A 21695-nucleotide genomic window follows, 5' to 3' on the forward strand; every position below is an offset into this window, starting at 1 on the left:
GTGCCGCGGCCGTTCCGGCCGGCTACCTCCGCCAGACCCCTGCGCGCGAGGGTGCGCCGGACTCGGTGACGACACCGACCGCGACGCCGTTCTGCACCGCGTACGCATCACCGGCGCCCGGGCCGCCGAACGGCAGGGCGTGCACCGTGCCGTCCGTCTTCCAGACCACCGGACGGTGCTTCCCCGCCGGGGTCACCGAGTAGCCGACGGCCACCCCGTTCTCCGCCAGGGCGAGCGCATAGCTGCCCGTGTCACCGGGGAACGTGGGCAGCTCCCGGACCGCACCGCCGCGCGTCCAGACGACCGCCTTGGTCGGCGAACTCGCGGTCACGCTGGAGCCGCCGACCATGACGCCCGCGTCGTTGACCGCCGTGACGGCGCTGTCGCCGTGCCCGGGCAGGGCCGGCAGCTCGGTCACCCGGCCGTCGGCACCCCACCGCACGGCGCGGTTGCGGCCCTCGGCGGTGCTGGACGCGCCGACCGAGACACCCAGGTTGTTGATCCACGTGGCCCCGGCCGACGGGTCACCGGGCAGCGCCGGGAGCTCGGTCGGCCTGGCATCGGCACCCCACCGCATGGCGTGCCAGTTGCCGTCCGCGGTGATGGAGAAGCCGACCGTGACCCGGCTGTCGTTCACGTGGTACGCACGGGTCGTGGCGGCTCCCGGACGTCCGGGGAGCTCGGTGATGCGGCGGTTGTGGTCCCAGCGGACGGCGCGTTCGACGGTCCCGATGGAACGGCCTATCACGGCGGTGTCGGTGTTGTTCACCGAGAAGGCGGTGCTGGAGTCGTCGCCGGGGAGGGTACCCAGGTCGGTGGGCTCACCCGCCTCGTTCCACAGTACGGCGCGGATCTTCCCGGAGGCGGTGCCGGAGTCCCCGGCGACCTGGCCGTTCAGATTGATGCCGAAGGAGCGGTTGGTGGTGCCGCCGGGGAGGATGGAGAGCTCCGAGTAGGCGACCGCCGAGGCGGCAGGTGCCTGTGCGCCGGGCGTGGCGGCGGCCGCCGGACTGACCGCGGCCTGGCCGGCCAGGAGCAGTCCGGCCAGTGCCGCCATGCCCAGTTTCGCTCTGTACTTGTGCGTCACAATGAAACCCCCGTTGTGTGGGAAAAGAGCCCGCGAGCCCGTTACTTGCGGGTGCCGAAGTAGAAGCCGGGCGTGCCGTTGCCCGTCTCCACGTACTCCGGGGTCAGTCCGGCCTTCCGGTACGCCGTCTCGTACTCCTCGCGGGAGAACAGCGTCAGGTAATCGACCTCGCTGCGGTGCGTGATGCCCTTCGCGGAGTCGGCCGTCAGATAGTGGATCTCCATCCGGGTCTGCCTGCCCTCCAGCGTCGAGTGGGCGACGCGCGCGATGCCCTGGTCGCCCGTGCCGGTCTTCAGGGCGTGGGTGGAGACGTAGCCCGGGATGAACGTGTCCGGGAAGTACCAGGGCTCGATGGCGAGCACGCCGCCCTCGGAGAGGTGCCGGGCCATGGCCGCGACGGCGTCCTCCAGGTCGGCGACCGTGTTCAGGTAGCCGATGGAGCTGAACATGCAGACCACGGTGTCGAAGCTCTCGCCGAGCTCGAAGGAGCGCATGTCCCCGCGGTGCAGCGGAACCCCGGAGAGCCGCTCCTCGGCCAGGCCCGCCATCCACTCGGACAGCTCCAGGCCGGCCACCCGGTCGTAGAGCTTCGCGAACGCCGCCAGGTGGATGCCGGTGCCGCAGGCCACGTCCAGCAGGCTGTTCGCGTCCGGCTTGCGCTCCCGGATCAGCTCGGTGACCCGGGCCGCCTCGCCCGCGTAGTGCTTCCGGTCCTGGTACAGCAGGTCGTAGATCTCCGCCGCGTTGTTGCTTTCGTACATGGGTGTTCCTCCAGAGGATGCTCGGGAAGCACGTCGATGCGCATCGGTGGGTGTGAGTGGGGTGCGGGCCGGTGGGGGCCGGGAGGCCAGGGGGCCGGTGAGGGCCTGGGCGTGGGGGGCCGCAGGGCCGCTCAGGAACGGGCGCCGGCCAGGGCGACGGCCTCCAGCCGGCCGACCGTTTCGTGGGGGGAGGGCAGTGCGGTGATCCGGTCCTGCAGGCGCTCGGCGGCCTGCCGGTACGACGGGTCGGCGAGCATCTCGCGGGACGCCGCCAGGATCGCGGCGGGCGTGTTGTCCGCGGGGCCGAGGAGCCTGACGGCGCCGCTCCGGCCGGCCGGCTGCAGCCACTCCACGAACTCGGGTACGGACGGGATGACGAGCTGCGGCACGCCGTGCGCCGCTGCCCCCAGCAGGGTGCTGCCCCCTCCGTGATGGACCGCCAGGTCGCAGGTGGGGGCCAGGACGTCGAAGGGCAGCCAGCCGACCCTGGCATGGTCCGGCACTCGGCCCAGCGCGTCGGCGAGGTGGTCCGGCACGGCGATCAGCAGCTCGACGTCCAGGCCGGCGGCCGACTCGATCAGTCCCGTCAGGTAGTCGAGGGCGTACTCCTTGCTGACCCTGCTCCCGGCCGAGATCCACACCCGCGGGCGGTCGCCCTTCGCGTGCATCCACGGTTCCACCGGCTGGGCCGGGGCGTACGGGACGTATCGCAGCGGGCTGCCCTCCGGGCGCAGCAGCAGCGAGTCCCCGGGCGGGGTCCTCAGCTCGTCCGGCGCCAGGATCAGGGTGATGTCGGGCTCCGGCAGGTCCGTGAAGCCCTGCCTGCGCAGTTCCGCGGCAGTGACCCGGTGCCAGTTGCGGGGCTCTGCGAAACCGAACTCGACGGCGGCGTAGGGGATCCGGGTCTGTGCCGCGAGCAGCTGGGCGCCACTCGCCAGCGGTCCGCCGACCAGGAGGTCCGGCGGCCACCTGCGGACCAGGTCCTGGAGATCGCGGTGGCTGTCGACGGCGATCTGCGCGCCGATGGACCCGAAGACCTCGGCGCGCTCGTCGCGGTCGCCGGTCAGCGGGACCAGCTTTCCGTCGCGTACGACCCGGTAGTCGGCCGGGGCCTTCTGCGGTGCGGCGACGGCGGCGAGGCCGGCGCCCAGCAGGTTCGGCAGGGCGTCCGCGTGGGCCGCGGCGATGACCTCGTGGCCGGCGCTGCGGAACGCCTGCGCCAAGGGGACGAGCGGCAGGATGGCACCCGCCCCGCCCTCGAAGACGAACAGGACCCTCATGACTCGTCGATCCTCATGACAGGTCGGTCCTCACGCCTCGTCGTCGACGAGGATGACCATCTTGCCCCGCCCGTGGCCCCCCTCGACGACACGGTGCGCCTCGGCGGCCTCGGCGAGCGGGTAGGCATGCCGGATGTGGATCGTGATGCCGCCCTCCTCCCACAGGTCCACGAGCGACTGCAGGCGGGACTGGGAGCGCCCCGGGCCGAACAGCGGGATGCCCAGTTCGCGGGCCTCGTCGAAGGACAGCATCGTCCGGATCCGGGTGCGGTCCTTGACCAGTTCGGCGGAGGCGCGCAGGGCTTCCGGGCCCGCCGCGTCCAGGGCCGCGTCCACGCCCTCCGGCGCCACCGCCCGTACGCGCTCGACCAGCCCCTCGCCGTAGGTGACGGGGACGGCGCCCAGCGACCGCAGGTAGTCGTGGTTCTCCTCGCTCGCCGTGCCGATGACCCGCCCGGCCCCCCACTTCAGGGCGAGCTGGACGGCGAAGGTGCCGAGCGCGCCGGCCGCGGCGTTGATGAGGATCGTGTCGCCCTGGTGGACGCCCATGTTGGAGAGGGCGAGGTGGGCTCCCTGTCCGTTGCCGGAGAAGCCGCCGGCTATCCGCCAGGGCATGGCGGCCGGCTTGGGCACGATCTGGTCGGCGGGCACCACCACGTACTCGGCGTAGGCGCCGAGGGTGCTGAACCCGATGACCTCGGTGCCGGTCTCGACGCCGGTGACGCGGTCGCCGATCTGGTCGACGACGCCGGCGAACTCGTTGCCCGGTACGGCCGGCGGCTGGACCGCGAGGAAGGGCGGGACCCAGCCCCGGCGGATGGCCGCGTCGAACGGCTGGACGCCGGCGACCTTGACCTTGACCCGGACTTCGCCGGGGCCGGCCACCGGCGTCTCCAGCTCCTGGAGCCGCAGTACCTCCGGCGGTCCGAACGAGGACGCTGCCGCTGCCTTCATGATGGTCCTTTCCCATACGGGTCGAGGTCGGGGTCGTGCGAAGTCCGGGGTCGTGCGAAGTCCGGTGTCGTGCGAAGTCCCGGGCGGTGCGAAGTCCGGGTGGTGCGAAGTCCGGGTGGTGCTACGCCTGCTCCGGTGCCGGGGCCCGGTTCTTCCCGGGGAGCAGCACGGAGAGCGCGAGGGGTACCAGGAGCAGGGCGGTCATCCACCAGAAGGTGGTGGTGAACGCGGACGCGTCGGTACCGGCGTCGCCGCCGGCCGCGAGCTGCAGGCTGACGGCGGCCATCGCACCGCCCATGGCCCCGCCGACGCGCTGGGCGACGGCGCTGATGGTGGCGATGTGCGGGATGGTGTCGTCCGGCAGGTCGGTCTTGTACATGGCGGCCGCCAGCGGGATCGACACCGCTGCGAGCCCCATGCCGCGCAGGGCGAGCGCGATCCCGAGGACGAGGTTGTCCGGGTCGCTGCCGGCCAGCGCGAAGGGCAGGCTGCCCGCCACCGTGAGCAGCAGACCGACCAGCACCACCGGCCGCGCGCCCAGCCGGTCGCTGAGGGAGCCGACGAACACGGCCGCGATGCCCATGCCCGCTCCCTGCGGGGCGAGCAGGGTTCCCGCGGCGGTCGCGCTCAGGCCGGCGACCTGCTGGTAGTAGAGGGGGATCAGGAACAGCAGCCCGTACAGCAGGAAGCCCACGATGAAGAGGAGCACCGCCGCGGCCGAGAAGCTCCGGTGGGAGAAGGGGCTGAGGTCGATCAGCGACCGGGAGCGCCGGCGCAGGGCGTGGACGACGAACATGGCGGTGAGGACGACGCCCACGGCCGTGATGCCCACGACGCCGAGGACCTGCGCGGCCCGGACCGGGCCGTCGGCGCCGATCTCGGCGACCCCCGACAGGCCGTAGACCAGGGCGGACAGCCCCGGCGTGATGAGCAGCAGGCCCTTCCAGTCCAGCCGGGCCTCCGGGTCGGCGCCGTCGCGCGGCAGGATGATCCAGGCCGCCGCCAGGGCGATGCCCAGCAGCGGCAGCTGGCCGATGAAGAGCCAGCGCCAGCTGGCGACGTCGATGACCGCTCCCGAGATGATCGGGCCGAGCACCGGTGCCAGGGTGGACGGGACGGCCACCGCGCTGAACGCCCGGCCGGCCCGCTCGGGGCCGGCCGCGCGGGTCAGCACCACCATCGCGACCATGCCGATGAGACCCCCGGAGAAGCCCTGCAGCACCCGGAAGGCGATGAGGCTGCCCGAGGACCAGGCCACGGCACAGAGCACGATGGAGACGAAGAACGCCGACAGCGACCAGAGCCAGACCGTCCGGGCGCCCAGGCGGTTGACCGCGTACCCCGACACCGGGATGGCGGCGCAGGTCGCCAGCAGGTAGGCGCCGGTGACCCACTGGACGGCCTGCGTCGACGACTTGAACTCGTGGGTCATCGAGTCGATGGCCACCACCGTCACCGTGCCGTCGATGGCGGCCACGATGGTGGCCAGGATGACGACGAAGCCCAGCGCGAAGAGACTCGCTTCCCTTTCCGCCCGGGGTGCCCCCGCCGTGCTGAGTTCTGCTGACATGTGAGAGTCGGATACCTTCCGCGATCGGGGAAGCGGTCCGTCGGCGCCGTGACGGGAGTCCGGCGCCGGCGGCGGGACGAAGGGGGTCAGTCCACGGTCAGGACGATCTTTCCGCGGCCGTGACCGGTCTCGATGTCGCGGTGGGCCTCGGCGGCCTCCGCGAGCGGGTACGCCTTACGGATGTTGATCTTGATGAGGCCCTTGGCGTACAGGTCGGTGAGCTCGGCGAGCCGGGTGGCCGAACGGCCCGCGCTCAGCAGCGGGATGCCGAGTTCCTCCGCCACCTCGTCGTCGATCATCGTCCGGATGCGGTTCCTGTCCTTGACCACCTCGACCGAGGCGCGCAGCGTGTCGCCGCCCACGTTGTCCATGACGGTGTCGACGCCCTCGGGGGCGATCGCGCGGACCCGCTCCACCAGCCCCTCCCCGTACGTCACCGGGATCGCGCCGAGCGACCGCAGGTACGCGTGGTTGGACTCGCTCGCCGTGCCGATGACGGTGGTCGCCCCCCACGCCTTGGCCAGCTGGACCGAGAACGTGCCCAGCGCGCCGGCCGCCGCGTGGATCAGCACCGTGTCGCCGGGGCCGACGCCCATCTCCTGCAGGCACAGGTGGGCGCCCAGGCCGTTGGCGGTGAACCCGCCGGCCACGTCCCAGGGCATCCCCTCGGGCTTGGGCACGATCTGGTCGGCCGGGGCCACCACGTACTCGGCGTAGCTCTTGGTGGTGGTGTAGCCGAGGACCTCGTCACCCACCGCGAAGCCGGTGACCCCCTCGCCGACCTGGTCGACGACTCCGGCGAACTCGTTGCCCGGCACCACAGGGAAGGTGAGGTCGACGGACGGCGGGGCCCAGCCCTGGCGGATGCCGGTGTCGAAATGCTGGACACCGGCGGCACGGACGCGGACCCGGACGGTGCCGGCACCGGCCTCGGGATCCGGAACGTCGGTCAGGGCCAGGACTTCCGGCCCGCCGAACGACGAAAGGGCTGCAGCCTTCATGGGCGATCTCCGCACTCTCGGTTGATTGCTTGGCCGGGACGGGGACACCGCGTCGGCCCGCGCTGCCCCCACCCGGTCCGAACACGATCGTTCCGCGGCCTCGAACCGGCCTCGACTCCGGATCCACGGGCCGGACGCTGCCCCGGCCCCCGCTCCGTCCCCGCGACGGGCCTGCCGGCCCCGTGCCGTCGGCACGGCACGCCCGGGCGATCAGGCGCCGCTCGACTCCGCGTCGAGCGGTGACGGGGACGCTCCCGGAGCGGCCGTCCGCAGCCGCCACCACCACCGGATCGTCTGGAATAGAGGTCGTCGCGATGCGCGTAATGTTCGCCATATCCCCAGGACTTGACCACCTGTACCCGTCCTCGGGGCTCGCATGGGCGTTCCGCACCGCGGGCCACCACGTGGCGGTGGCGACCTCGGGGGTGTCCACCGAGGCCGCGGCCCACGCGGGATTCGCCGTGCGCGAGGTGTCCGCCGGCGCCGACTTCCTCTCGATCTTCCCCAGGGCCGGGTCGCCGGAGGAGCGGGCCCGGGCCATGCGCGAACGGGGCCTGGCGATCGCCCGTACGCTGGAAACCCCGGACATCATCCTGGAGAAGTTCTCCCGGGTCAGCGACCTGATGCTGGAGGGCACCCTCCGGTTCGCCGAGGCCTGGCAGCCGGACCTGATCGTCTACTCCCGGCTGAACGGCGCCGCCCTGGTCACCGCCCGCGCCCTCGGCATCCCGGCCGTCGAGCACGGATTCAGCTTCCTGCGCGAAGGAGCCATGCCCGAGCGGTTCCTGCCGTATCTGGCGCCGCTCTACGAACGGATGGGCGTCCCGCACGAACTGCCCCGCATCCAGTCCGTGTACTTCGCGCCGGAGAGCATGATGCACGGCGACGGCGAGGGCTGGACCATGCGTTCCGTCCCCTTCCACGGCGGCGGCACCCTCCCCGACTGGATGGCCGAGCCCAAGCAGCGCCCGCGCGTCGTCGTCACCCTGGGCACCACCGTCCCCCACGTGGCCGGCGTCGGCAGCCTGCACAGCGTGCTCGACTCCGCGGCCCAGGTGGACGCCGAGTTCGTCCTCGCCCTGGGCGACGACCCGGACCTCGACGCCCTGGGCACCCTGCCCGGGAACGTACGGGTCGTGGGCTGGACCCCGCTGAGCACCCTCCTCACCACCTGCGACGCGATCATCCACCACGGCGGTGCCGGCACCACCCTCACCTCCGCGCACGCCGGCGTCCCCCAGCTGGCCATCCCGCACGGCGCGGACAACTGGATCAACGCGGCCATGGTGGAACGCTGCGGACTCGGCCTGGACCGCTCGGCCGAGCAGGTCGACGCCGCACTGCTGAAGGCCCTCGTGCACGACGAGGACCTGCACGCGTCCGCCCGGGCCGGCGCCGCCCGGCTCGCCGCCGAGCCCGGCCCGGACCTGATGGTGCCGCGGCTCCTGGAGCTCACCGGGAACCGGTAGGCCCGGCGCGCACCTGCACCGTGCACCCCCGGAGCCCGCCACGGCCTGGACGGCCGAGACGGGCTCCGTCCTTCCGCGCACACCGAAGAGGCGACGGCCCGTCCGGGCCGCCGCCTCCTCGAAGAACGTCCGGCCGGGCTCCGCCGTCGGAGCCCGGCCGGACGCGGTCAGACGTTCCCGGCCCGGTCCGCCTCGGCGAGCGAACGGAGGATGCCCGTCTGCCGGGCGTCCCGCACCCGTACCCACTCCTCGTAGGTCCGGTGCCCGTACGCCGCCTCCGCCTGCTCGATCAGTGACCGGATCGTCGCGTCGTCCATCGACGGCCGGCCGAGCACCTCCCAGCCCCGCTCCAGCCCGGCACCCAGGGTGCCCAGCCACTTCCGCAGACCGCCCTGGCCACCGCCGAGGTGGAACGCGAGGAACGGGCCCACGGTCGCCCAGCGCAGGCCGATGGAGTTCGTGACCACGCGGTCGAGTTCCTCCAGGGTGACCACACCCTCGCGGACCAGGTGCACCGACTCCCGCAGCAGTGCCGACTGCAGCCGGTTGGCCGCGAACGCCAGGATCGGCTTGTGCAGCACGATCGGCACCCGGCCGACCGATTCCAGGAACGCCACGGCCTCCTGCACCGCCCCGGGCGCGGTGCCCTCGCCCGCGACGACCTCCACCAGCGGCACCACGTGCGGCGGGTTGAAGGGATGGGCGACCACCAGACGGGACGGGTCCGCCATCCGGGCGCCCATGTGGTCCGGGTTGAGGGTGGACGTCGAGGACAGGAGCAGGGCCCCCGGGGAGGCAGCCTTCCCGATCCGCTCGAACAGCTCCTGCTTGAGCTCCAGGTTCTCGGGAGCGTTCTCCACGACGACGTCCGCGCCGGCGACCGCACGTTCCAGATCGGGCTCGAAGCTCAGCCGCGCGGCGAACGTGTCCGGATCCGCGGTGCCCTCGGGCAGGAAGGGCGCGAACAGCTCCAGGGCGTCGGCGACGACGGCCGGAGCCTCCGCACGGCGGCTGTTCACCGTCACGTGCAGGCCGTGGCCGAGGAACAGCGCGATCCAGCCCAGGCCGATGGTGCCGGCCCCGACCACCGTGACCGAGCGCGGGGGCGCCACCGGTCCCTGCTCCTGCTCCTGCACCTGTTCCTGCTCCGCCCGGCTCATGCGCGGGCTCCGTTCAGCTTGGGGATGACCTGCTCGGCCATCAGCCGCAGGGTGGTCGCCGCGTCCTCGAAGCCGAGGTGGCCGGAGTGCACGCCGAGGCTGATGGTGATGTCGTCGCCGAACCACTCCGCGATCTGCTCCAGCTGCGCCCGCACCTGGTCGGGCGCGCCGATCAGCAGCTTCCGCTGCTCCAGCTTGGACTCGAAGTGCGAGGTGCGGGTGGCCTCGACCAGCTTCTCGTAGCCGGGGTAGGCCGCCGACCGGACGTCCGCCCAGGAGGCGACGGCGTCACGGATCGCCGCGCTGTTGCGGTCGTCGTCGTGGCGCCCCTTGCGGCGCGCCTCCTCACCGTCCTCGGCCACCACGCACGGATAGCTGAAGTGGATCTGCTCGGTGCCCGGAGCACGCCCCGAGGCAGCCCATTCCGACCGGTAGAGCGCCAGCCGGTTCTGCAGCTCCTCGGTCGACATGACGTTGGGGACCGACTGCAGGTTGTGGCCCGCCCGGCCGGCCTCGGCGCAGGACTCGGCGCTGCGCGCGGTGGTGACGAACACCGGCGGGTGGGGCTGCTGCACCGGCCGCGGCAGCAAGGTGACCGGTCCGAAGCGGTGGAAGCGGCCCTCGAAGACCACGTCCTCCTCGGACCACAGCCGCTTGATCGCCTCGATGCCCTCGGTGAACCGGTCCTTGGACTCGTCCAGGGAGATGCCGAACGCCTTGAACTCGTCCGGCAGGAAGGCACGGCCGAAGGCCGCGTCGACCCGGCCGCCCGAGATGTTGTCGAGCATGGCCAGCTTGCCGGCCAGCTTCACCGGGTGCTGGAACGCGGGGATGGTCGCGCTGGTGCCCAGCCGGATCCGCTCGGTCCGGCCCGCCACCGCGGCCAGGAACGTCACCGGGTCGGGGCTGTAGCCGCCGTACGCGAAGAAGTAGTGCTCGACCATCTTCACGTGGTCAAAGCCGAGTTCCTCGGCCAGGTCGGCCAGGCGGAGCGCCTCGTCGAAGTACTGGGTCGCCGGCTTGTCGGCCGGGCCGACCGTCGGGAAGAAGACGATGCCGAATTTCACGTCGGACTCCTCAGCCCTGCTCGTCGCGGCCGGAGCCGTCGTGGGTCAGGTCGCGGTGGCGCACCTGCCAGGTGCCGTCCACCCGGACCAGCCGGTCGTGCATGACCACGCTGGCGAAGATGTCGAGGGCGCCGCCCCGCGGCACGCGCATGGCCAGCGCGTACGCCCGCGTCTGCAGGGATCCGTCCTCCTGCGGGACCACCGAGAGCATCCCGAGCCAGTGCCGGAAGTCCAGCTTCTCGTCCGCCAGGCGCTGCTTGCGGGCCCGGGAGGAATCCCGGATGGTCTGCCGGCCGCGCAGCGGCTCGTTGAGCCGGCTCGCCTCCTGGAAGACGGCGTCCTCGGTGAAGGTGGCCGCCCACTCGTCGGGCCTGCCGTCGTCGAGCAGGCCCATCTGGCGGGCGTAGAACTGCTGCACCTGCGCGTAGAGATCGGCCGAGACGAAGTCGGTCATACGGAACTGCCTTTCCTCACGTACGCCGGGACTCCCGGCGGGGCTGGGTCAGAAGGTCAGGGGGCGGGGACGGTGCCGGAGCTCTCCAGCAGCAGCGCCCCGTAGGCGCCGCCCGGCGGATCGAAACGCAGGGCCACATGGCTGGCGAGGCCGTGCACGTCCCGCCAGATGCGCTGGAGGGGGTGCCCGGCCAGCTGGCTGGAACTGCCGGAGGCCCGCACCAGGCGCTCCACCACGTCCACGAGCTGTTCGACCGCGAGGGCGCACTCCGCGGGGCTGCGGGCCAGCTCCACCCGGGTGGCGGCCGGCGCGTCGGCGAGGTGGGCGGCCCGCTCCAGCAGCAGTCCGGCCGCGTCGACGGCGATCGTCGCGCGGGCGAGCAGGGTGCGCGGTACGGGGTCCTGCGCGGGGTTTTGTCCGGGGCTTTGTCCGGGGACCTGTACGGGTCCGGCGGACGCCTGGCCCCGCGCCCACACCCGGAGTGCGGCCCGGGCCGCGCCGAGTGCCGGCGCCCCGAAGACGATCCCGCTCAGCAGGCGCAGCGGGGCCGTGTGGCAGCGGGCGTCGGAACCGACGCTCCCCCCGGTGGCCATCCGCTCGCGCGGGAAGCCGTACGCGTCGGGGACGAAGGCGCCGTCGACGACCAGGGTGTCGCTGCCGGTCCCGCACATGCCGACGGGGGACCAGGTCCGCTTCACCTCGTAGTCCCGCCGGGGCAGGGCGAAGAACCAGGGCTCCCGGGTCTCCCCCCGGGGAACCAGCGCACACACCAGAGCCCACTCCGAGAAGCCGACCGCGCTGGTGTACGACCACTCGCCGGTCACCCGCCAGCCGCCGGGCACCGGGACGGCGCTGCCGCGCGGCATCAGGGCCCCCACCACCACGGTGTCCGGCCCCTCCGCCCACAGCGCCTCCTGCCCCTCCTCGGGCAGGTAGGCACCCATGCGGGCGGCACCTGCGATCACCGACGCGCACCAGGCGGCGGAGGTACAGCCCTGCCCCACCTCGGCGACGGCGCGCAGCAGATCGGTGGCCGTTCCGGCGCTGCCGCCCCGGTGGGCGGGGACGAAGTGGCGGGCGAACCCGGCGGCCACGAGCGCTTCGGCGGCCGGCCGCGGGAGCTCCCGCCCCGCGTCGGCCTCCTCGGCGTGGCGCCCGGCGACGAGGGCGGCCTCGCGCGCCCCGGCGAGCAGATCCTCGGCGGACATCGGCCGGCTTGGCATACGGGACCACTTTCCTCGTGCGCCGCGGCGGGCCGGGGGCGGCCGCGGCGTCGGGCGGACAACGCGCCCACCTTCGCCGTGGCCGGTCCAGGGCGGCTGGAGGCGTGCTCGACCCCAGGCAGTCCGGCGCGCGGCGGGCGCCCTCAGGTCGTCCCGCGCGCCGCGGCCGCCCGGACCGCACGGTTCCCCGACCGCACGGGTCCCCGACCGCACGGTTCCTCGACCGCTGTTCGACCGGCTCCGTACAGCCTCGGAGCAACAGCCCGAGCAGCAGCACGGGCAGCAGCCCGAGCGACAGCGCGGGCCGTAGCAGCCGCAACAGCAGCCCACACGCATGGAGGTACGGATGACCCTGTCGAACGAGGTGGCCGTCGTCACCGGCGGCGGCCGGGGGATCGGCCGGGCCATCGCCCTGGCCCTGGCCGCCGAGGGGGCGAAGGTCGCCGTCCTCGCGCGCAGCAGGGACGAACTGGAGGAGACGGCCGCGCTGGCCGGGGACGCCGCGCCGCGCGTGCTGGCGGTGCCCGCCGACGTCACCGACGAGGCGGCCGTGGCCGACGCGGTCGCGCGCGTCCACGACCGGTTCGGTCCCACGACCCTGCTCGTCAACAACGCCGCGGTGTACACACCGGACGAGCCCCCGCTGTGGGAGGCCGACCTGGGGGCCTGGTGGCGCGACGTCGAGTCCAACGTCCGCGGCCCGCTCGTCTGCATCAGGGCCTTCCTGCCCACGATGGTCGCCGAGGGGAGGGGCCGTATCGTCACCCTCGGCAGCGACAGCGGGGTGCTGCCCTACCCGCTCACCTCGTACTCCTTCGGCAAGAGCGCGCTGGTGCGGCTCACCGAGACGCTCGGGGTGTCCCTCGACCGGGCCGGCAGCCCCGTCCGCACGTTCGCCATCAGCCCCGGTGCCGTCAACACCCGGCTGACCGCGACGTTCGCCGCGAAGTTCCCCGACATGGACTGGACTCCCGCCGAACACAGCGGCAGGCTCGTGACGGCGCTGGCTTCCGGCCGGTACGACGCGCTGCACGGCCGGTACCTGTCGGTGGACCACGACCTCGACGTGCTCCTGGAGCGCCTGGAGGAGGTCCGCAAGGAGGAGCTCCTGGTCCAGCGCATGCGGGTGTACGGACGGGACGGGGCGATCACCACCGACTGGGAGTGACCACCACCGGCCGGGAGTGACCCCGGTCCCCGGAAACCGCGAACCCCGTCCGCCCGCCGGCTGTACCGGCGGGCGGACGGGGTTTCCGGGCGGAACGGGGTCAGGCCACGACGTCGATACGGCCCATCTGCCCGCCGGAGGAGTGGCCCAGCTGGTGGCAGTGGTACAGGTACTGGCCGGTGTACGGCCCCCAGGTCATCGCGATCTTCACGGACTCGCCGGGACCCAGCGTGACGGTGTCCTTCAGACCGACGTCCCGCACGCCGACGGGCTGCCCGTTGCGCTCCAGCACCCGGAAGTAGGTCAGGTGGGTGTGGAAGCTGTGCCACACGTGGAAGTCCGGCTTCCCGGGCTCCACCGGAGCCTCCATGTTCCGGACCGTCCACAGCTCGGTGGTGCCCAGCCTGGCCGTCACGTCGACCCGGGCGGGGTCGTAGGAGAGTCCGTTGATGGTCATCTCGGGGAAGGTCCGCAGCTCGAAGCTCCGCTCCACCGTCCGGGCCGGCAGCGGCGGGAACTCCGAGAGCCGGGACGGCACGACGCTGGAGTCCCAGGCATCGCGGACCACGTCGAAGCGCAGCACCTCGGGACGCTCGGTGGACAGCGCACCGGTGTTCTCCAGGACGACGGAGCCGCCGACCCCGTAGCGGGAGAAGTCCACCACGATCTCGGCGCGTTCGCCGCCCAGCATCAGCAGCTCGGTGCGCTGGACCGGGGACTCCAGCAGGCCGCCGTCCGTGCCGATCTGGGTGAACTCGGAGCCGTCGGCGAGCCGCAGCCGGACGTAGCGGTTGACGCAGGCGTTGTAGAGGCGCAGCCGGTACTTCCGCGCGGCCACCTTGAAGTACGGCCGCTCCTTGCCGTTGACCAGCATGTTGTTGCAGTCGGACGGGCGCGTGTAGAGCAGCGTCCCGTCCTCCTCGATCCGGGCGTCACGGATGACCAGCGGCACGTCGTAGGTGCCCGAGGGCAGGCCCAGGCTCCGTTCGTGCTGGTCGCTGATCAGGTACAGCCCCTGCATGCCCATGAAGACGTTGGTGTCCTCCAGGTGGTGGGCGTGGTCGTGGTACCACAGCGATGCGGCGCGCTGCTGGTTCGGGTAGCGGTACGTGCGCTCCCCGCCGGGCGCGATGGTGTCCATCGGCAGGCCGTCGTGCTCGGACAGCACCGTGCCGCCGTGCAGGTGCACGGCGGTGTTCTCGGTCAGCTCGTTGATCTGGCGGACCACCACCTCCCGCCCCTGCGTGGCCTTGATCGTCGGGCCGGGGAACGACCCGCCGTACGTGCGGACATCGGAGAACAGGCCCTTGACGATCTCGGCCTTGGCCTCCTGCATCCGTATCTCGTACAGGTCGGAGGTGGCGGTGCGGGCGACCGGGCTGAGCACCCGGGGGACGGGCATCGCGTGGGCGAAGGGGACGGCGGGCGCCGCCGCGGCACCCGCAGCCCCCGCCGGGCTGTTGCCCAGCATGTTGTTCCACGGCAGCAGCGCGGCGGCACCGCCGGCGGCGGCGGCCTTCAGGATGTTTCTGCGATTCAGCATGGACCGGGCTTTCTCGTGACGGAGGGTCGGTCGGAGCCCCGGGCCTCCCACGGCACACCGGCACATACGGCCAGCAGCAGAGCCGCCGGAACGCAGGCCCGCAGGACCGTGACGGAGTCGGCGGCGACGGCGGGCCACACGGGCGCGCCGTCGGGGGCGAAGCCGATGGAGAGGGCCACGACGGGGATGCTCACCGCCGCGGCGGCCAGGCCGGCCGCGACCGCGAACACGGGCCGGGCCAGCCGGCCCGCCCGGCGCCGCAGCAACCGCGCCGCCAGGACGAGCAGCGGCAGCAGCAGGTAGAAGGCGACGGCGGCCAGCACCAGCAGGACTCCCACGCTGGTCTTCTGCTGTGCCGCCACCTCGGTGGCGGTGCTGTGGAACCAGGCGTGGTCCCCGGGCTGCGGTGCGGGCGGTTTGCTCCGCCGGACCGCGATCCAGGCCACGGCCAGGCTTCCGGCCAGGGCGAACAGCCCGATCAGGGCCGGCCGCAGCCCGCTGAAGGCGCGCAGCAGGGCGGGCGGTGAGGCCGGCCGGGCCGGCCGGCGCACGCCGAGGAGCTGCCTCACGGCTGCTGGTCCGGCGTGATCTCCGGTGTGGCGCCGGGCGTGGCCTCCGGCGTGACGTCCGCCGGGAAGTCCGCCGGGAAGTCCGTGGTCCGCGCGAGCGCGTCCCACCGCTCCCACTCGGCCAGCCGGTCCCCGAGCACCCGCGGCGCGAGGTCCGCGGCCCCGTTGCCCAGCAGGACGCGCAGCGGCGGCTCGTCCGCGTCCAGCAGCTTCAGCAGGGCCTCGCCGGACCGCCGGGGATCACCGGGCTGGAGGTGGGCGTAGGCACCGGACAGCCCGTGCCGGCGCCTGGCAAGCACCTCGTCGTACGCCGCCTTGGGCGTGGCGCGCACCATGCTCCCGGCGCTCCACTCGGTCCGGAACTCGCCGGCCTCGACCAGGGTCACCTTGATGCCGAAGCCCGCGACCTCCTGGGCCAGGGCCTCGCTCAAGGCCTCCAGGGCCCACTTGCTGGCGCAGTACAGGCCCAGGTTGGGGTACGTCGTCACGCCGGCGATGCTCGACATCTGCAGCAGGTGGCCCCCGCCCTGCCGACGCATCACGGGCAGCACGGCCTGGGTGACCCACAGCGCACCGAAGAGGTTCACGTCGAACTGGTCGCGGACCTGCTGCTCGCCCACTTCCTCGACCGCGCCGGCCAGGCCGTACCCCGCGTTGTTCAGCACCACGTCGATCCGGCCCGTCCGCTCGGCGGCCTCGGCCACCGCCGCGAACACCGCGGCCCGGTCGGTGACGTCCAGCGCCATGGGGAGGACCCGCTCCCCGAACCGCTCCACCAGCGGGGCCAGCGCCTCCGGGCCGCGCGCGGTGGCGACGACCGTCTCGCCGGCCTCCAGCGCGACCTCGGCGATGGCACGCCCCAGGCCCCGGGAGGCTCCCGTGACGAACCAGACGCGCGGTGCGCGGCCGCTCGGCGTGGTCCCGTGCTCGGATGCGCGCAGACCGGGTTGCGTCATGCTCGGACTCCTTGAGATCGGTTCGGTGCGGCGGGCCCCGCAGGCGGAGGTTCCGGTCCGGTCCTGGAGAACCGGTCGAGAACGGATCGCACACGTGCGCGACCGCGGCGGGGGCGCCCCACCGGCACTCGACCGGAGGTCGAGCCCGTACTCCCAGGCTCGGAGGGACTTCCGGACGTGAGAGGCGGCTATGATCAATCTCTTCCAGCCCCAGGTCGGTGCTGAGGAACTCGACGCGGTTGCCGCGGTGTTCCAGGACCGCTGGCTCGGGCACGGGCCGCGCACCAAGGAATTCGAGGCGTCGTTCGCCGCGCACCTCGGTGTGGGCGCCGAGCACGTCGTCTTCATCAACTCGGGCACGGCCGGCCTGTTCCTGGCCCTGGAGGCACTCGGTCTCCAGGAGGGCGACGAGGTCGTCCTGCCCTCGCTGAGCTTCCTCGCCGCCGCCAACGCGGTCCTCACCTGCGGGGCCCGCCCCGTCTTCTGCGACGTGGACCCGCGCACCCTCAACCCCACCCCCGAGCACGTCGAGCAGGCCCTCACCGCCCGCACCAAGGCGGTCATCGTGCTGCACTACGGCGGCTACCCCGGGGACATCGCCGCCATCGCGGAACTGTGCCGCGAGCGCGGTGTCCCCCTGGTCGAGGACGCCGCCTGCTCGGTCGCCTCCCGCGTCGACGGCAAGGCCGTCGGCACCTACGGCGACCTGGCCATGTGGAGCTTCGACGCCATGAAGGTCCTGGTGACCGGCGACGGCGGCATGATCTACGTCAAGGACGCCGAACAGGCCCTCCGCGTCCGCCGGCTCGCCTACCACGGGCTCGCCCAGCCCAGCGGGTTCGGATACGCCAAGGTCTCCGCACGCTGGTGGGAACTGGACGTCCCCGAGCCCGGCCGCCGCGTCATCGGCAACGACATGACCGCCGCCATCGGATCCGTACAGCTCCGGCGCCTGCCGGAGATGGTGGCCCGGCGCAAGGAGATCGTCGCCCTCTACGACCGCGAACTCGCCGGCCTCGACGGGGTGCTCACCCCGCCCCCGCTCCCCGCGGGCCACGAGTCCACCCACTACTTCTACTGGGTGCAGCTCGACCCGGAGCTGCGCGACCACGTCGCCGGCGACCTGCTCGCGGACGACATCTACACCACCTTCCGGTACGCGCCGCTGCACAAGGTCCCGGCCTACCGGACCGAAGGCGTGGAGCCGCTGCCGCTGCCCGGCTCCGACTGGGCCTCGGACCGGACCCTGTGCCTGCCCCTGCACCCCGGACTCAGCGACGACGACGTCCTCACCGTGGTGGCGTCCCTCCGCAAGGCGGTGGAGAACCGCCGCGGCGGACCGGCCGCCTGACCCCCGTTCCGCCCCGTACCCGTTCCCCGGCCCGCCGAGCCGGGGAACCGGCATGTCCGGACCGTTTTCGCAGCTCCTTGACACCGGCACGAGATTCCTGCCCGGCCATTGTGCATTCCTGACACAAGTTGACACTCGCATGACATGGCGGTGCTTGTGGCCGCAGAGCGCTCCTCGGAGACTCGATTACATCCCCGGCGCGGACCATGCGGTCACATTCCGAAAATCCGCGGAGGGAATCGGAATGGAATCCCGCTGTCTTTGCTGACGAGGAGTAATTCCCGTGCGATTCAATCTGATCGGGCCCTTCGAGATCGTGACCGACGACGGCCGGATCTACCGGCCCGGGACCCCGAAGGTCTGCCAGACCCTGGCGCTGCTGCTCACCCGGCCGAACGAGATCATCACGGCCGAGTCCCTCATCCAGGAGCTGTGGGGCGAGCGACCGCCCCGGAGCGCCGTCACCACCCTGCAGACGTACGTCTACCACGCCCGCCGGATGTTCGTGAACGAGGGCCTGGCCGACCCCGACCGCCAGCTCATCATTACCAGCCCGCCCGGCTACGCGATCCAGGTCGACGACTCCGAAGTCGACGTACGGGTCTTTGAAGCACTCGTCAACCAGGCGCGCATCCGGCTCGCCGACGGAGAGGCCGCGCCCGCCCTGCGCACCGCGCGCCAGGCCCTGGACATGTGGCGCGGCCCCGCCCTGGCGAACTTCCCCGCGGGCGACGTCCTCATCGGCCACATCGCGCACCTGGAGGAACTCCGCATCCGCGCCTACGAGATCCGCATCGAGGCCGAGAACCTCCTCGGCCTGCACCGGGAGTCCATCCCCGAACTGCGCCGTCTCATCAACGACTATCCGCTGAACGAGTGGTTCCACACCCAGCTCATCGCAGCACTCGGTGCCACCGGCCGCCGCGCCGAGGCCCTGCAGGCGTACCAGAACGTGCGCCGGCTCCTCGCCGACGAACTGGGCCTGGAACCCTCGCTGGAGCTCAAGCGCCTCCAGCTGCGCCTGCTGAACCCGGAGTCGGCCGACGCCGTCCGCCGGACCGTACGGGCACCCCGGCACGACCTGGTCGGCGCGCAGTCGGCCTGAGCGGGGCGCCCGTCAGGAGGGCCTCGACCCGGGTTCGACCGCCTCCGGGCAGCCTCGACGGGCAAGCAGCACCCGGCGGCCGCGGGCCGACGACCGACATGAGGTGACGAGTCAGTGAAGGGAATCATTCTCGCCGGCGGCAACGGCACCCGGCTCCACCCGATCACCCTGGGGGTGTCCAAGCAGCTGCTACCGGTCTACGACAAGCCGATGGTCTATTACCCCCTCTCCGTCCTGATGCTGGCCGGCATCCGTGACATCCTCCTGATCTCCTCGCCCAGGGACCTGCCGCAGTTCCGCGCGGTCCTCGGCGACGGCAGTGCGCTCGGCATCCGGCTGACGTACGCCCAGCAGGACGAGCCGCGCGGGCTGGCCGAGGCGTTCACCATCGGGGCGGACCACGTCGGGGACGACTCCGTCGCCCTGGTCCTCGGCGACAACATCTTCCACGGGCAGGGCTTCGCGACCCTGCTCCAGCGGCTCACCCCGCACCGCGACGGCGCCCTGCTGTTCGGCTACCCGGTACGGGACCCCGAGCGCTACGGCGTGGGGGAGGCGGACGAGGACGGACGGCTCGTCTCGATCGAGGAGAAGCCGGCCAGACCCCGCTCGAACCGGGCCATCACCGGCCTCTACTTCTACGACAACGAGGTGCTCTCCATCGCCCGGGGACTCCGCCCGTCCCCGCGGGGCGAGCTGGAGATCACCGACGTCAACAAGGAGTACCTGGCCCGCGGCAAGGCCCACCTGGTCGACCTGGGCCGCGGGTTCACCTGGCTGGACACCGGCACCCACGACTCCCTGCTCGACGCCGGCCAGTACATCCAGACCCTGGAACAGCGCCAGGGACTGCGCATCGGCTGCATCGAGGAAGTGGCGCTGCGGATGGGCTTCATCGACCCCGAGCAGTGCCACCGGCTCGGCGAGCGGCTCGGCAAGTCCGGATACGGCCAGTACGTGATGGAGGTCGCGGCCGCCCTGCGCGAGGACGGGGCCCGGCGGCGGGCGGGAGCCACCGAGGACCCGCGCTTCGGCGGCCTGTCGGCACTGCCCGCGGCGGTCTGAGCGGGCTCCGGGCAGACCCGCACGGCACCTACGGGGCGGGGCCCGGTGGACACTCCTCCACCGGGCCCCGCCCCGTACGCCGTGCCGGCTCAGCCCTCGTAGGGGCGCGCGGCCCGGCCCTCGCGCAGGGTCACGCCCCACCAGGCGAGCTGGTCCAGCAGCACGGAGGCGGCCTTCGCGGTGCCGTCCTCGTCGTGCGGGCGGCCGTTGTCGTCGAACCGCTCCCAGGCGTCGTGGAAGCTGACGGTGTCCCGCAGGGTGGCCACGTGCAGTTCGCCGAAGACCTGGCGCAGCTGCTCCACCGCCCGGTGACCGCCGGCCATGCCCCCGTACGAGACGAAGGAGACGGGCTTGGCCCGCCACCCGCTGTAGCCGTAGTCGATGGCCAGCTTCAGCGCGGCCGCGTAGCCGTGGTTGTACTCCGGCGTGATGATCACGAACCCGTCCTGGCCCTCCAGGCGCCGGGCGAGGTTCGGCCCGTCGGCCGGCGCCCCCGATGCGTCGTAGTCGAGCTTCAGCTCGGCGACCAGGGCAGGCTCGGCCAAGTCGATGACGTGCACCTCCATGTCGTCGCGCTTGCCGATCTCGGTCAGGAACCAGTCCGCGACGGTGCTGCCGAACCGGCCCGGACGGACACTGCCGATGATGACGCCGATCTTCAGCGGGTTCTGGGACACGGGAAGCTCCTCTGTGCTCTGGGGGTGTTGGCGGATGTTCCGGGGTGCTCCGGGTGGAGCGGGGCCGGGCCACACGTCGGACCGTAGGACCTCAACTTCACTTGAGGTCAACGACCGGCAAAAAAACATGCGGATCTTTTTTCTTTGCGTGGGCCGTGGCGGTCCGGGCCGCCGGTGCCGCCAGCCTGCCGGACGCCGCCCGAGGGGCGGTCGACCGCCGGTCGTGCCGACCGGGCCGCCCGCCTGCTGTCTCGATCCTCAAGCCGCCTTCAAGGCGGGTCGGAGACTGTCGCATTCCGTCCTATCCACAGGAGGAACCCACTCGTGTCCCGCCGTCTGTTCACCTCGGAGTCCGTCACCGAGGGCCACCCCGACAAGATCGCCGACCAGATCAGCGACACGATCCTCGACGCCCTGCTGCGCGAGGACCCCGCTTCCCGCGTGGCGGTGGAGACCCTGATCACCACCGGCCTGGTGCACATCGCCGGCGAGGTGACCACCAACGCGTACGCACCCATTGCCCAGCTCGTCCGCCAGAAGATCCTGGAGATCGGCTACGACTCGTCGGCCAAGGGCTTCGACGGCGCCTCCTGCGGCGTCTCGGTGTCCATCGGCGCCCAGTCCGCGGACATCGCCCAGGGCGTCGACACGGCGTACGAGGCACGGGTCGAGAGTGCCGCCGCAGGTGGAGAGGGTGACGAGCTCGACAAGCAGGGCGCGGGCGACCAAGGCCTGATGTTCGGTTACGCCTCGGACGAGACCCCGAACCTGATGCCGCTGCCGATCGAGCTCGCGCACCGGCTCTCGCGCCGGCTGACCGAGGTCCGCAAGAACGGGACCATCCCGTACCTGCGTCCCGACGGCAAGACCCAGGTCACCATCGAGTACGACGGCGACAAGGCCGTCCGCCTCGACACCGTCGTGGTCTCCTCGCAGCACGCCGCGGACATCGACCTGGACTCGCTGCTCGCCCCGGACATCCGGACGTACGTCGTCGAGCACGTCCTCAAGGAGCTCGCCGAGCAGGGACTCGGCCTGGAGACCGACGGCTACCGCCTGCTGGTCAACCCCACCGGCCGTTTCGAGATCGGCGGTCCGATGGGTGACGCGGGCCTGACCGGCCGGAAGATCATCATCGATACCTACGGCGGCATGGCCCGCCACGGTGGCGGTGCCTTCTCCGGCAAGGACCCGTCCAAGGTCGACCGCTCGGCCGCCTACGCCATGCGCTGGGT

20 protein-coding genes are annotated in these 21695 nt (G+C 72.4%); 6 read left to right on the forward strand and 14 right to left on the reverse strand.

What is annotated here, in order from left to right; all coding sequences use genetic code 11:
- Nucleotides 1–22: 22 nt before the first annotated feature.
- The 6 genes from AB0O36_RS35435 to AB0O36_RS35460 form a co-directional block, all read right to left on the reverse strand.
- Nucleotides 23–1087 (reverse strand): hypothetical protein, encoded by a 1065-nt coding sequence (locus AB0O36_RS35435; protein ID WP_365117732.1) that lies wholly within the window; start codon nucleotides 1085–1087, stop codon nucleotides 23–25.
- A 41-nt stretch (nucleotides 1088–1128) separates the two neighbouring features.
- Nucleotides 1129–1848 (reverse strand): class I SAM-dependent methyltransferase, encoded by a 720-nt coding sequence (locus AB0O36_RS35440; RefSeq protein ID WP_365117735.1) that lies wholly within the window; start codon nucleotides 1846–1848, stop codon nucleotides 1129–1131.
- A 131-nt stretch (nucleotides 1849–1979) separates the two neighbouring features.
- Entirely contained in the window at nucleotides 1980–3128 is a 1149-nt protein-coding gene (locus AB0O36_RS35445) for a nucleotide disphospho-sugar-binding domain-containing protein (protein ID WP_365117737.1), read from the reverse strand.
- Nucleotides 3129–3158: 30 nt separating this feature from the next.
- Nucleotides 3159–4082 (reverse strand): NADP-dependent oxidoreductase, encoded by a 924-nt coding sequence (locus AB0O36_RS35450; protein ID WP_365117739.1) that lies wholly within the window; start codon nucleotides 4080–4082, stop codon nucleotides 3159–3161.
- Nucleotides 4083–4203: 121 nt separating this feature from the next.
- On the reverse strand, nucleotides 4204–5652 hold the full coding sequence (locus tag AB0O36_RS35455; protein WP_365117741.1) for a DHA2 family efflux MFS transporter permease subunit: 1449 nt from the start codon (nucleotides 5650–5652) through the stop codon (nucleotides 4204–4206).
- 86 nt (nucleotides 5653–5738) lie between these two features.
- Nucleotides 5739–6653, reverse strand: a complete 915-nt coding sequence (locus AB0O36_RS35460; protein ID WP_365117744.1) for an NADP-dependent oxidoreductase — start codon at nucleotides 6651–6653, stop codon at nucleotides 5739–5741.
- A gap of 323 nt (nucleotides 6654–6976) precedes the next feature.
- Between AB0O36_RS35460 and AB0O36_RS35465 the strand changes: the two genes are divergently transcribed.
- Nucleotides 6977–8122, forward strand: coding sequence for a nucleotide disphospho-sugar-binding domain-containing protein (locus AB0O36_RS35465; protein ID WP_365117746.1), 1146 nt, complete (start codon nucleotides 6977–6979; stop codon nucleotides 8120–8122).
- Between the two features lie 167 nt (nucleotides 8123–8289).
- Here the strand turns inward: AB0O36_RS35465 and AB0O36_RS35470 are convergent, their stop codons facing one another.
- From AB0O36_RS35470 to AB0O36_RS35485, 4 genes are read right to left on the reverse strand one after another with little or no spacing between them, the layout of a single operon-like run.
- Entirely contained in the window at nucleotides 8290–9282 is a 993-nt protein-coding gene (locus AB0O36_RS35470; protein WP_365117749.1) for a 3-hydroxyacyl-CoA dehydrogenase NAD-binding domain-containing protein, read from the reverse strand.
- Complete coding sequence (locus AB0O36_RS35475; protein WP_365117752.1) at nucleotides 9279–10349, reverse strand: LLM class flavin-dependent oxidoreductase; 1071 nt, start codon at nucleotides 10347–10349, stop codon at nucleotides 9279–9281. The genes AB0O36_RS35470 and AB0O36_RS35475 overlap by 4 nt, the downstream gene beginning before the upstream one ends.
- A gap of 10 nt (nucleotides 10350–10359) precedes the next feature.
- The gene (locus AB0O36_RS35480) at nucleotides 10360–10803 is read right to left on the reverse strand and encodes a nuclear transport factor 2 family protein (RefSeq protein WP_365117754.1); all 444 of its coding nucleotides are present in this window, start codon (nucleotides 10801–10803) and stop codon (nucleotides 10360–10362) included.
- Between the two features lie 56 nt (nucleotides 10804–10859).
- Nucleotides 10860–12026, reverse strand: a complete 1167-nt coding sequence (locus tag AB0O36_RS35485; protein ID WP_365117756.1) for an acyl-CoA dehydrogenase family protein — start codon at nucleotides 12024–12026, stop codon at nucleotides 10860–10862.
- A 346-nt stretch (nucleotides 12027–12372) separates the two neighbouring features.
- Here AB0O36_RS35485 and AB0O36_RS35490 point away from each other — a divergent pair, with 346 nt between their 5' ends.
- Nucleotides 12373–13194, forward strand: a complete 822-nt coding sequence (locus AB0O36_RS35490) for an SDR family oxidoreductase (protein ID WP_365117758.1) — start codon at nucleotides 12373–12375, stop codon at nucleotides 13192–13194.
- Nucleotides 13195–13294: 100 nt separating this feature from the next.
- On the opposite strand, the gene AB0O36_RS35495 is transcribed toward AB0O36_RS35490, so the two are convergent.
- The 3 genes from AB0O36_RS35495 to AB0O36_RS35505 are packed head-to-tail and all read right to left on the reverse strand — an operon-like array spanning nucleotide 13295 to nucleotide 16262.
- Nucleotides 13295–14737, reverse strand: a complete 1443-nt coding sequence (locus tag AB0O36_RS35495) for a multicopper oxidase family protein (protein ID WP_365117759.1) — start codon at nucleotides 14735–14737, stop codon at nucleotides 13295–13297.
- Complete coding sequence (locus AB0O36_RS35500) at nucleotides 14731–15306, reverse strand: hypothetical protein (protein WP_365117761.1); 576 nt, start codon at nucleotides 15304–15306, stop codon at nucleotides 14731–14733. The genes AB0O36_RS35495 and AB0O36_RS35500 overlap by 7 nt, the downstream gene beginning before the upstream one ends.
- A complete protein-coding gene (locus AB0O36_RS35505) occupies nucleotides 15303–16262 on the reverse strand; it encodes an oxidoreductase (protein WP_365117763.1) in 960 nt (319 codons plus the stop codon). Before AB0O36_RS35505 ends, AB0O36_RS35500 begins: the two co-directional genes overlap by 4 nt.
- A gap of 190 nt (nucleotides 16263–16452) precedes the next feature.
- Here AB0O36_RS35505 and AB0O36_RS35510 point away from each other — a divergent pair, with 190 nt between their 5' ends.
- The 3 genes from AB0O36_RS35510 (at nucleotide 16453) to rfbA (ending at nucleotide 19783) form a co-directional block, all read left to right on the forward strand.
- Nucleotides 16453–17613 (forward strand): DegT/DnrJ/EryC1/StrS family aminotransferase, encoded by a 1161-nt coding sequence (locus tag AB0O36_RS35510; protein ID WP_365117766.1) that lies wholly within the window; start codon nucleotides 16453–16455, stop codon nucleotides 17611–17613.
- A gap of 283 nt (nucleotides 17614–17896) precedes the next feature.
- Nucleotides 17897–18718 (forward strand): BTAD domain-containing putative transcriptional regulator, encoded by an 822-nt coding sequence (locus AB0O36_RS35515; protein WP_365117768.1) that lies wholly within the window; start codon nucleotides 17897–17899, stop codon nucleotides 18716–18718.
- A gap of 114 nt (nucleotides 18719–18832) precedes the next feature.
- Nucleotides 18833–19783, forward strand: a complete 951-nt coding sequence (gene rfbA / locus AB0O36_RS35520) for a glucose-1-phosphate thymidylyltransferase RfbA (RefSeq protein ID WP_365117771.1) — start codon at nucleotides 18833–18835, stop codon at nucleotides 19781–19783.
- Between the two features lie 89 nt (nucleotides 19784–19872).
- Here the strand turns inward: rfbA and AB0O36_RS35525 are convergent, their stop codons facing one another.
- A complete protein-coding gene (locus tag AB0O36_RS35525) occupies nucleotides 19873–20460 on the reverse strand; it encodes an NAD(P)H-dependent oxidoreductase (protein WP_365117774.1) in 588 nt (195 codons plus the stop codon).
- Nucleotides 20461–20784: 324 nt separating this feature from the next.
- Between AB0O36_RS35525 and metK the strand changes: the two genes are divergently transcribed.
- The coding region (gene metK, locus AB0O36_RS35530; protein WP_365117776.1) for a methionine adenosyltransferase at nucleotides 20785–21695 on the forward strand (911 nt) is incomplete at its 3' end.

The sequence above is a fragment of the Streptomyces sp. NPDC089799 genome (assembly GCF_040684755.1).
GTDB lineage: Bacteria > Actinomycetota > Actinomycetes > Streptomycetales > Streptomycetaceae > Streptomyces.

Excerpts from the sequence above, each read along its gene's own strand:
- AB0O36_RS35440 (WP_365117735.1), bottom strand. The coding sequence starts at position 1,848 with ATGTACGAAAGCAACAACGCGGCGGAGATCTACGACCTGCTGTACCAG.
- AB0O36_RS35445 (WP_365117737.1), bottom strand. The coding sequence starts at position 3,128 with ATGAGGGTCCTGTTCGTCTTCGAGGGCGGGGCGGGTGCCATCCTGCCG.
- AB0O36_RS35450 (WP_365117739.1), bottom strand. The coding sequence starts at position 4,082 with ATGAAGGCAGCGGCAGCGTCCTCGTTCGGACCGCCGGAGGTACTGCGG.
- AB0O36_RS35455 (WP_365117741.1), bottom strand. The coding sequence starts at position 5,652 with ATGTCAGCAGAACTCAGCACGGCGGGGGCACCCCGGGCGGAAAGGGAA.
- AB0O36_RS35460 (WP_365117744.1), bottom strand. The coding sequence starts at position 6,653 with ATGAAGGCTGCAGCCCTTTCGTCGTTCGGCGGGCCGGAAGTCCTGGCC.
- AB0O36_RS35465 (WP_365117746.1), top strand. The coding sequence starts at position 6,977 with ATGTTCGCCATATCCCCAGGACTTGACCACCTGTACCCGTCCTCGGGG.
- AB0O36_RS35470 (WP_365117749.1), bottom strand. The coding sequence starts at position 9,282 with ATGAGCCGGGCGGAGCAGGAACAGGTGCAGGAGCAGGAGCAGGGACCG.
- AB0O36_RS35480 (WP_365117754.1), bottom strand. The coding sequence starts at position 10,803 with ATGACCGACTTCGTCTCGGCCGATCTCTACGCGCAGGTGCAGCAGTTC.
- AB0O36_RS35485 (WP_365117756.1), bottom strand. The coding sequence starts at position 12,026 with ATGCCAAGCCGGCCGATGTCCGCCGAGGATCTGCTCGCCGGGGCGCGC.
- AB0O36_RS35490 (WP_365117758.1), top strand. The coding sequence starts at position 12,373 with ATGACCCTGTCGAACGAGGTGGCCGTCGTCACCGGCGGCGGCCGGGGG.
- AB0O36_RS35495 (WP_365117759.1), bottom strand. The coding sequence starts at position 14,737 with ATGCTGAATCGCAGAAACATCCTGAAGGCCGCCGCCGCCGGCGGTGCC.
- AB0O36_RS35505 (WP_365117763.1), bottom strand. The coding sequence starts at position 16,262 with ATGACGCAACCCGGTCTGCGCGCATCCGAGCACGGGACCACGCCGAGC.
- AB0O36_RS35510 (WP_365117766.1), top strand. The coding sequence starts at position 16,453 with ATGATCAATCTCTTCCAGCCCCAGGTCGGTGCTGAGGAACTCGACGCG.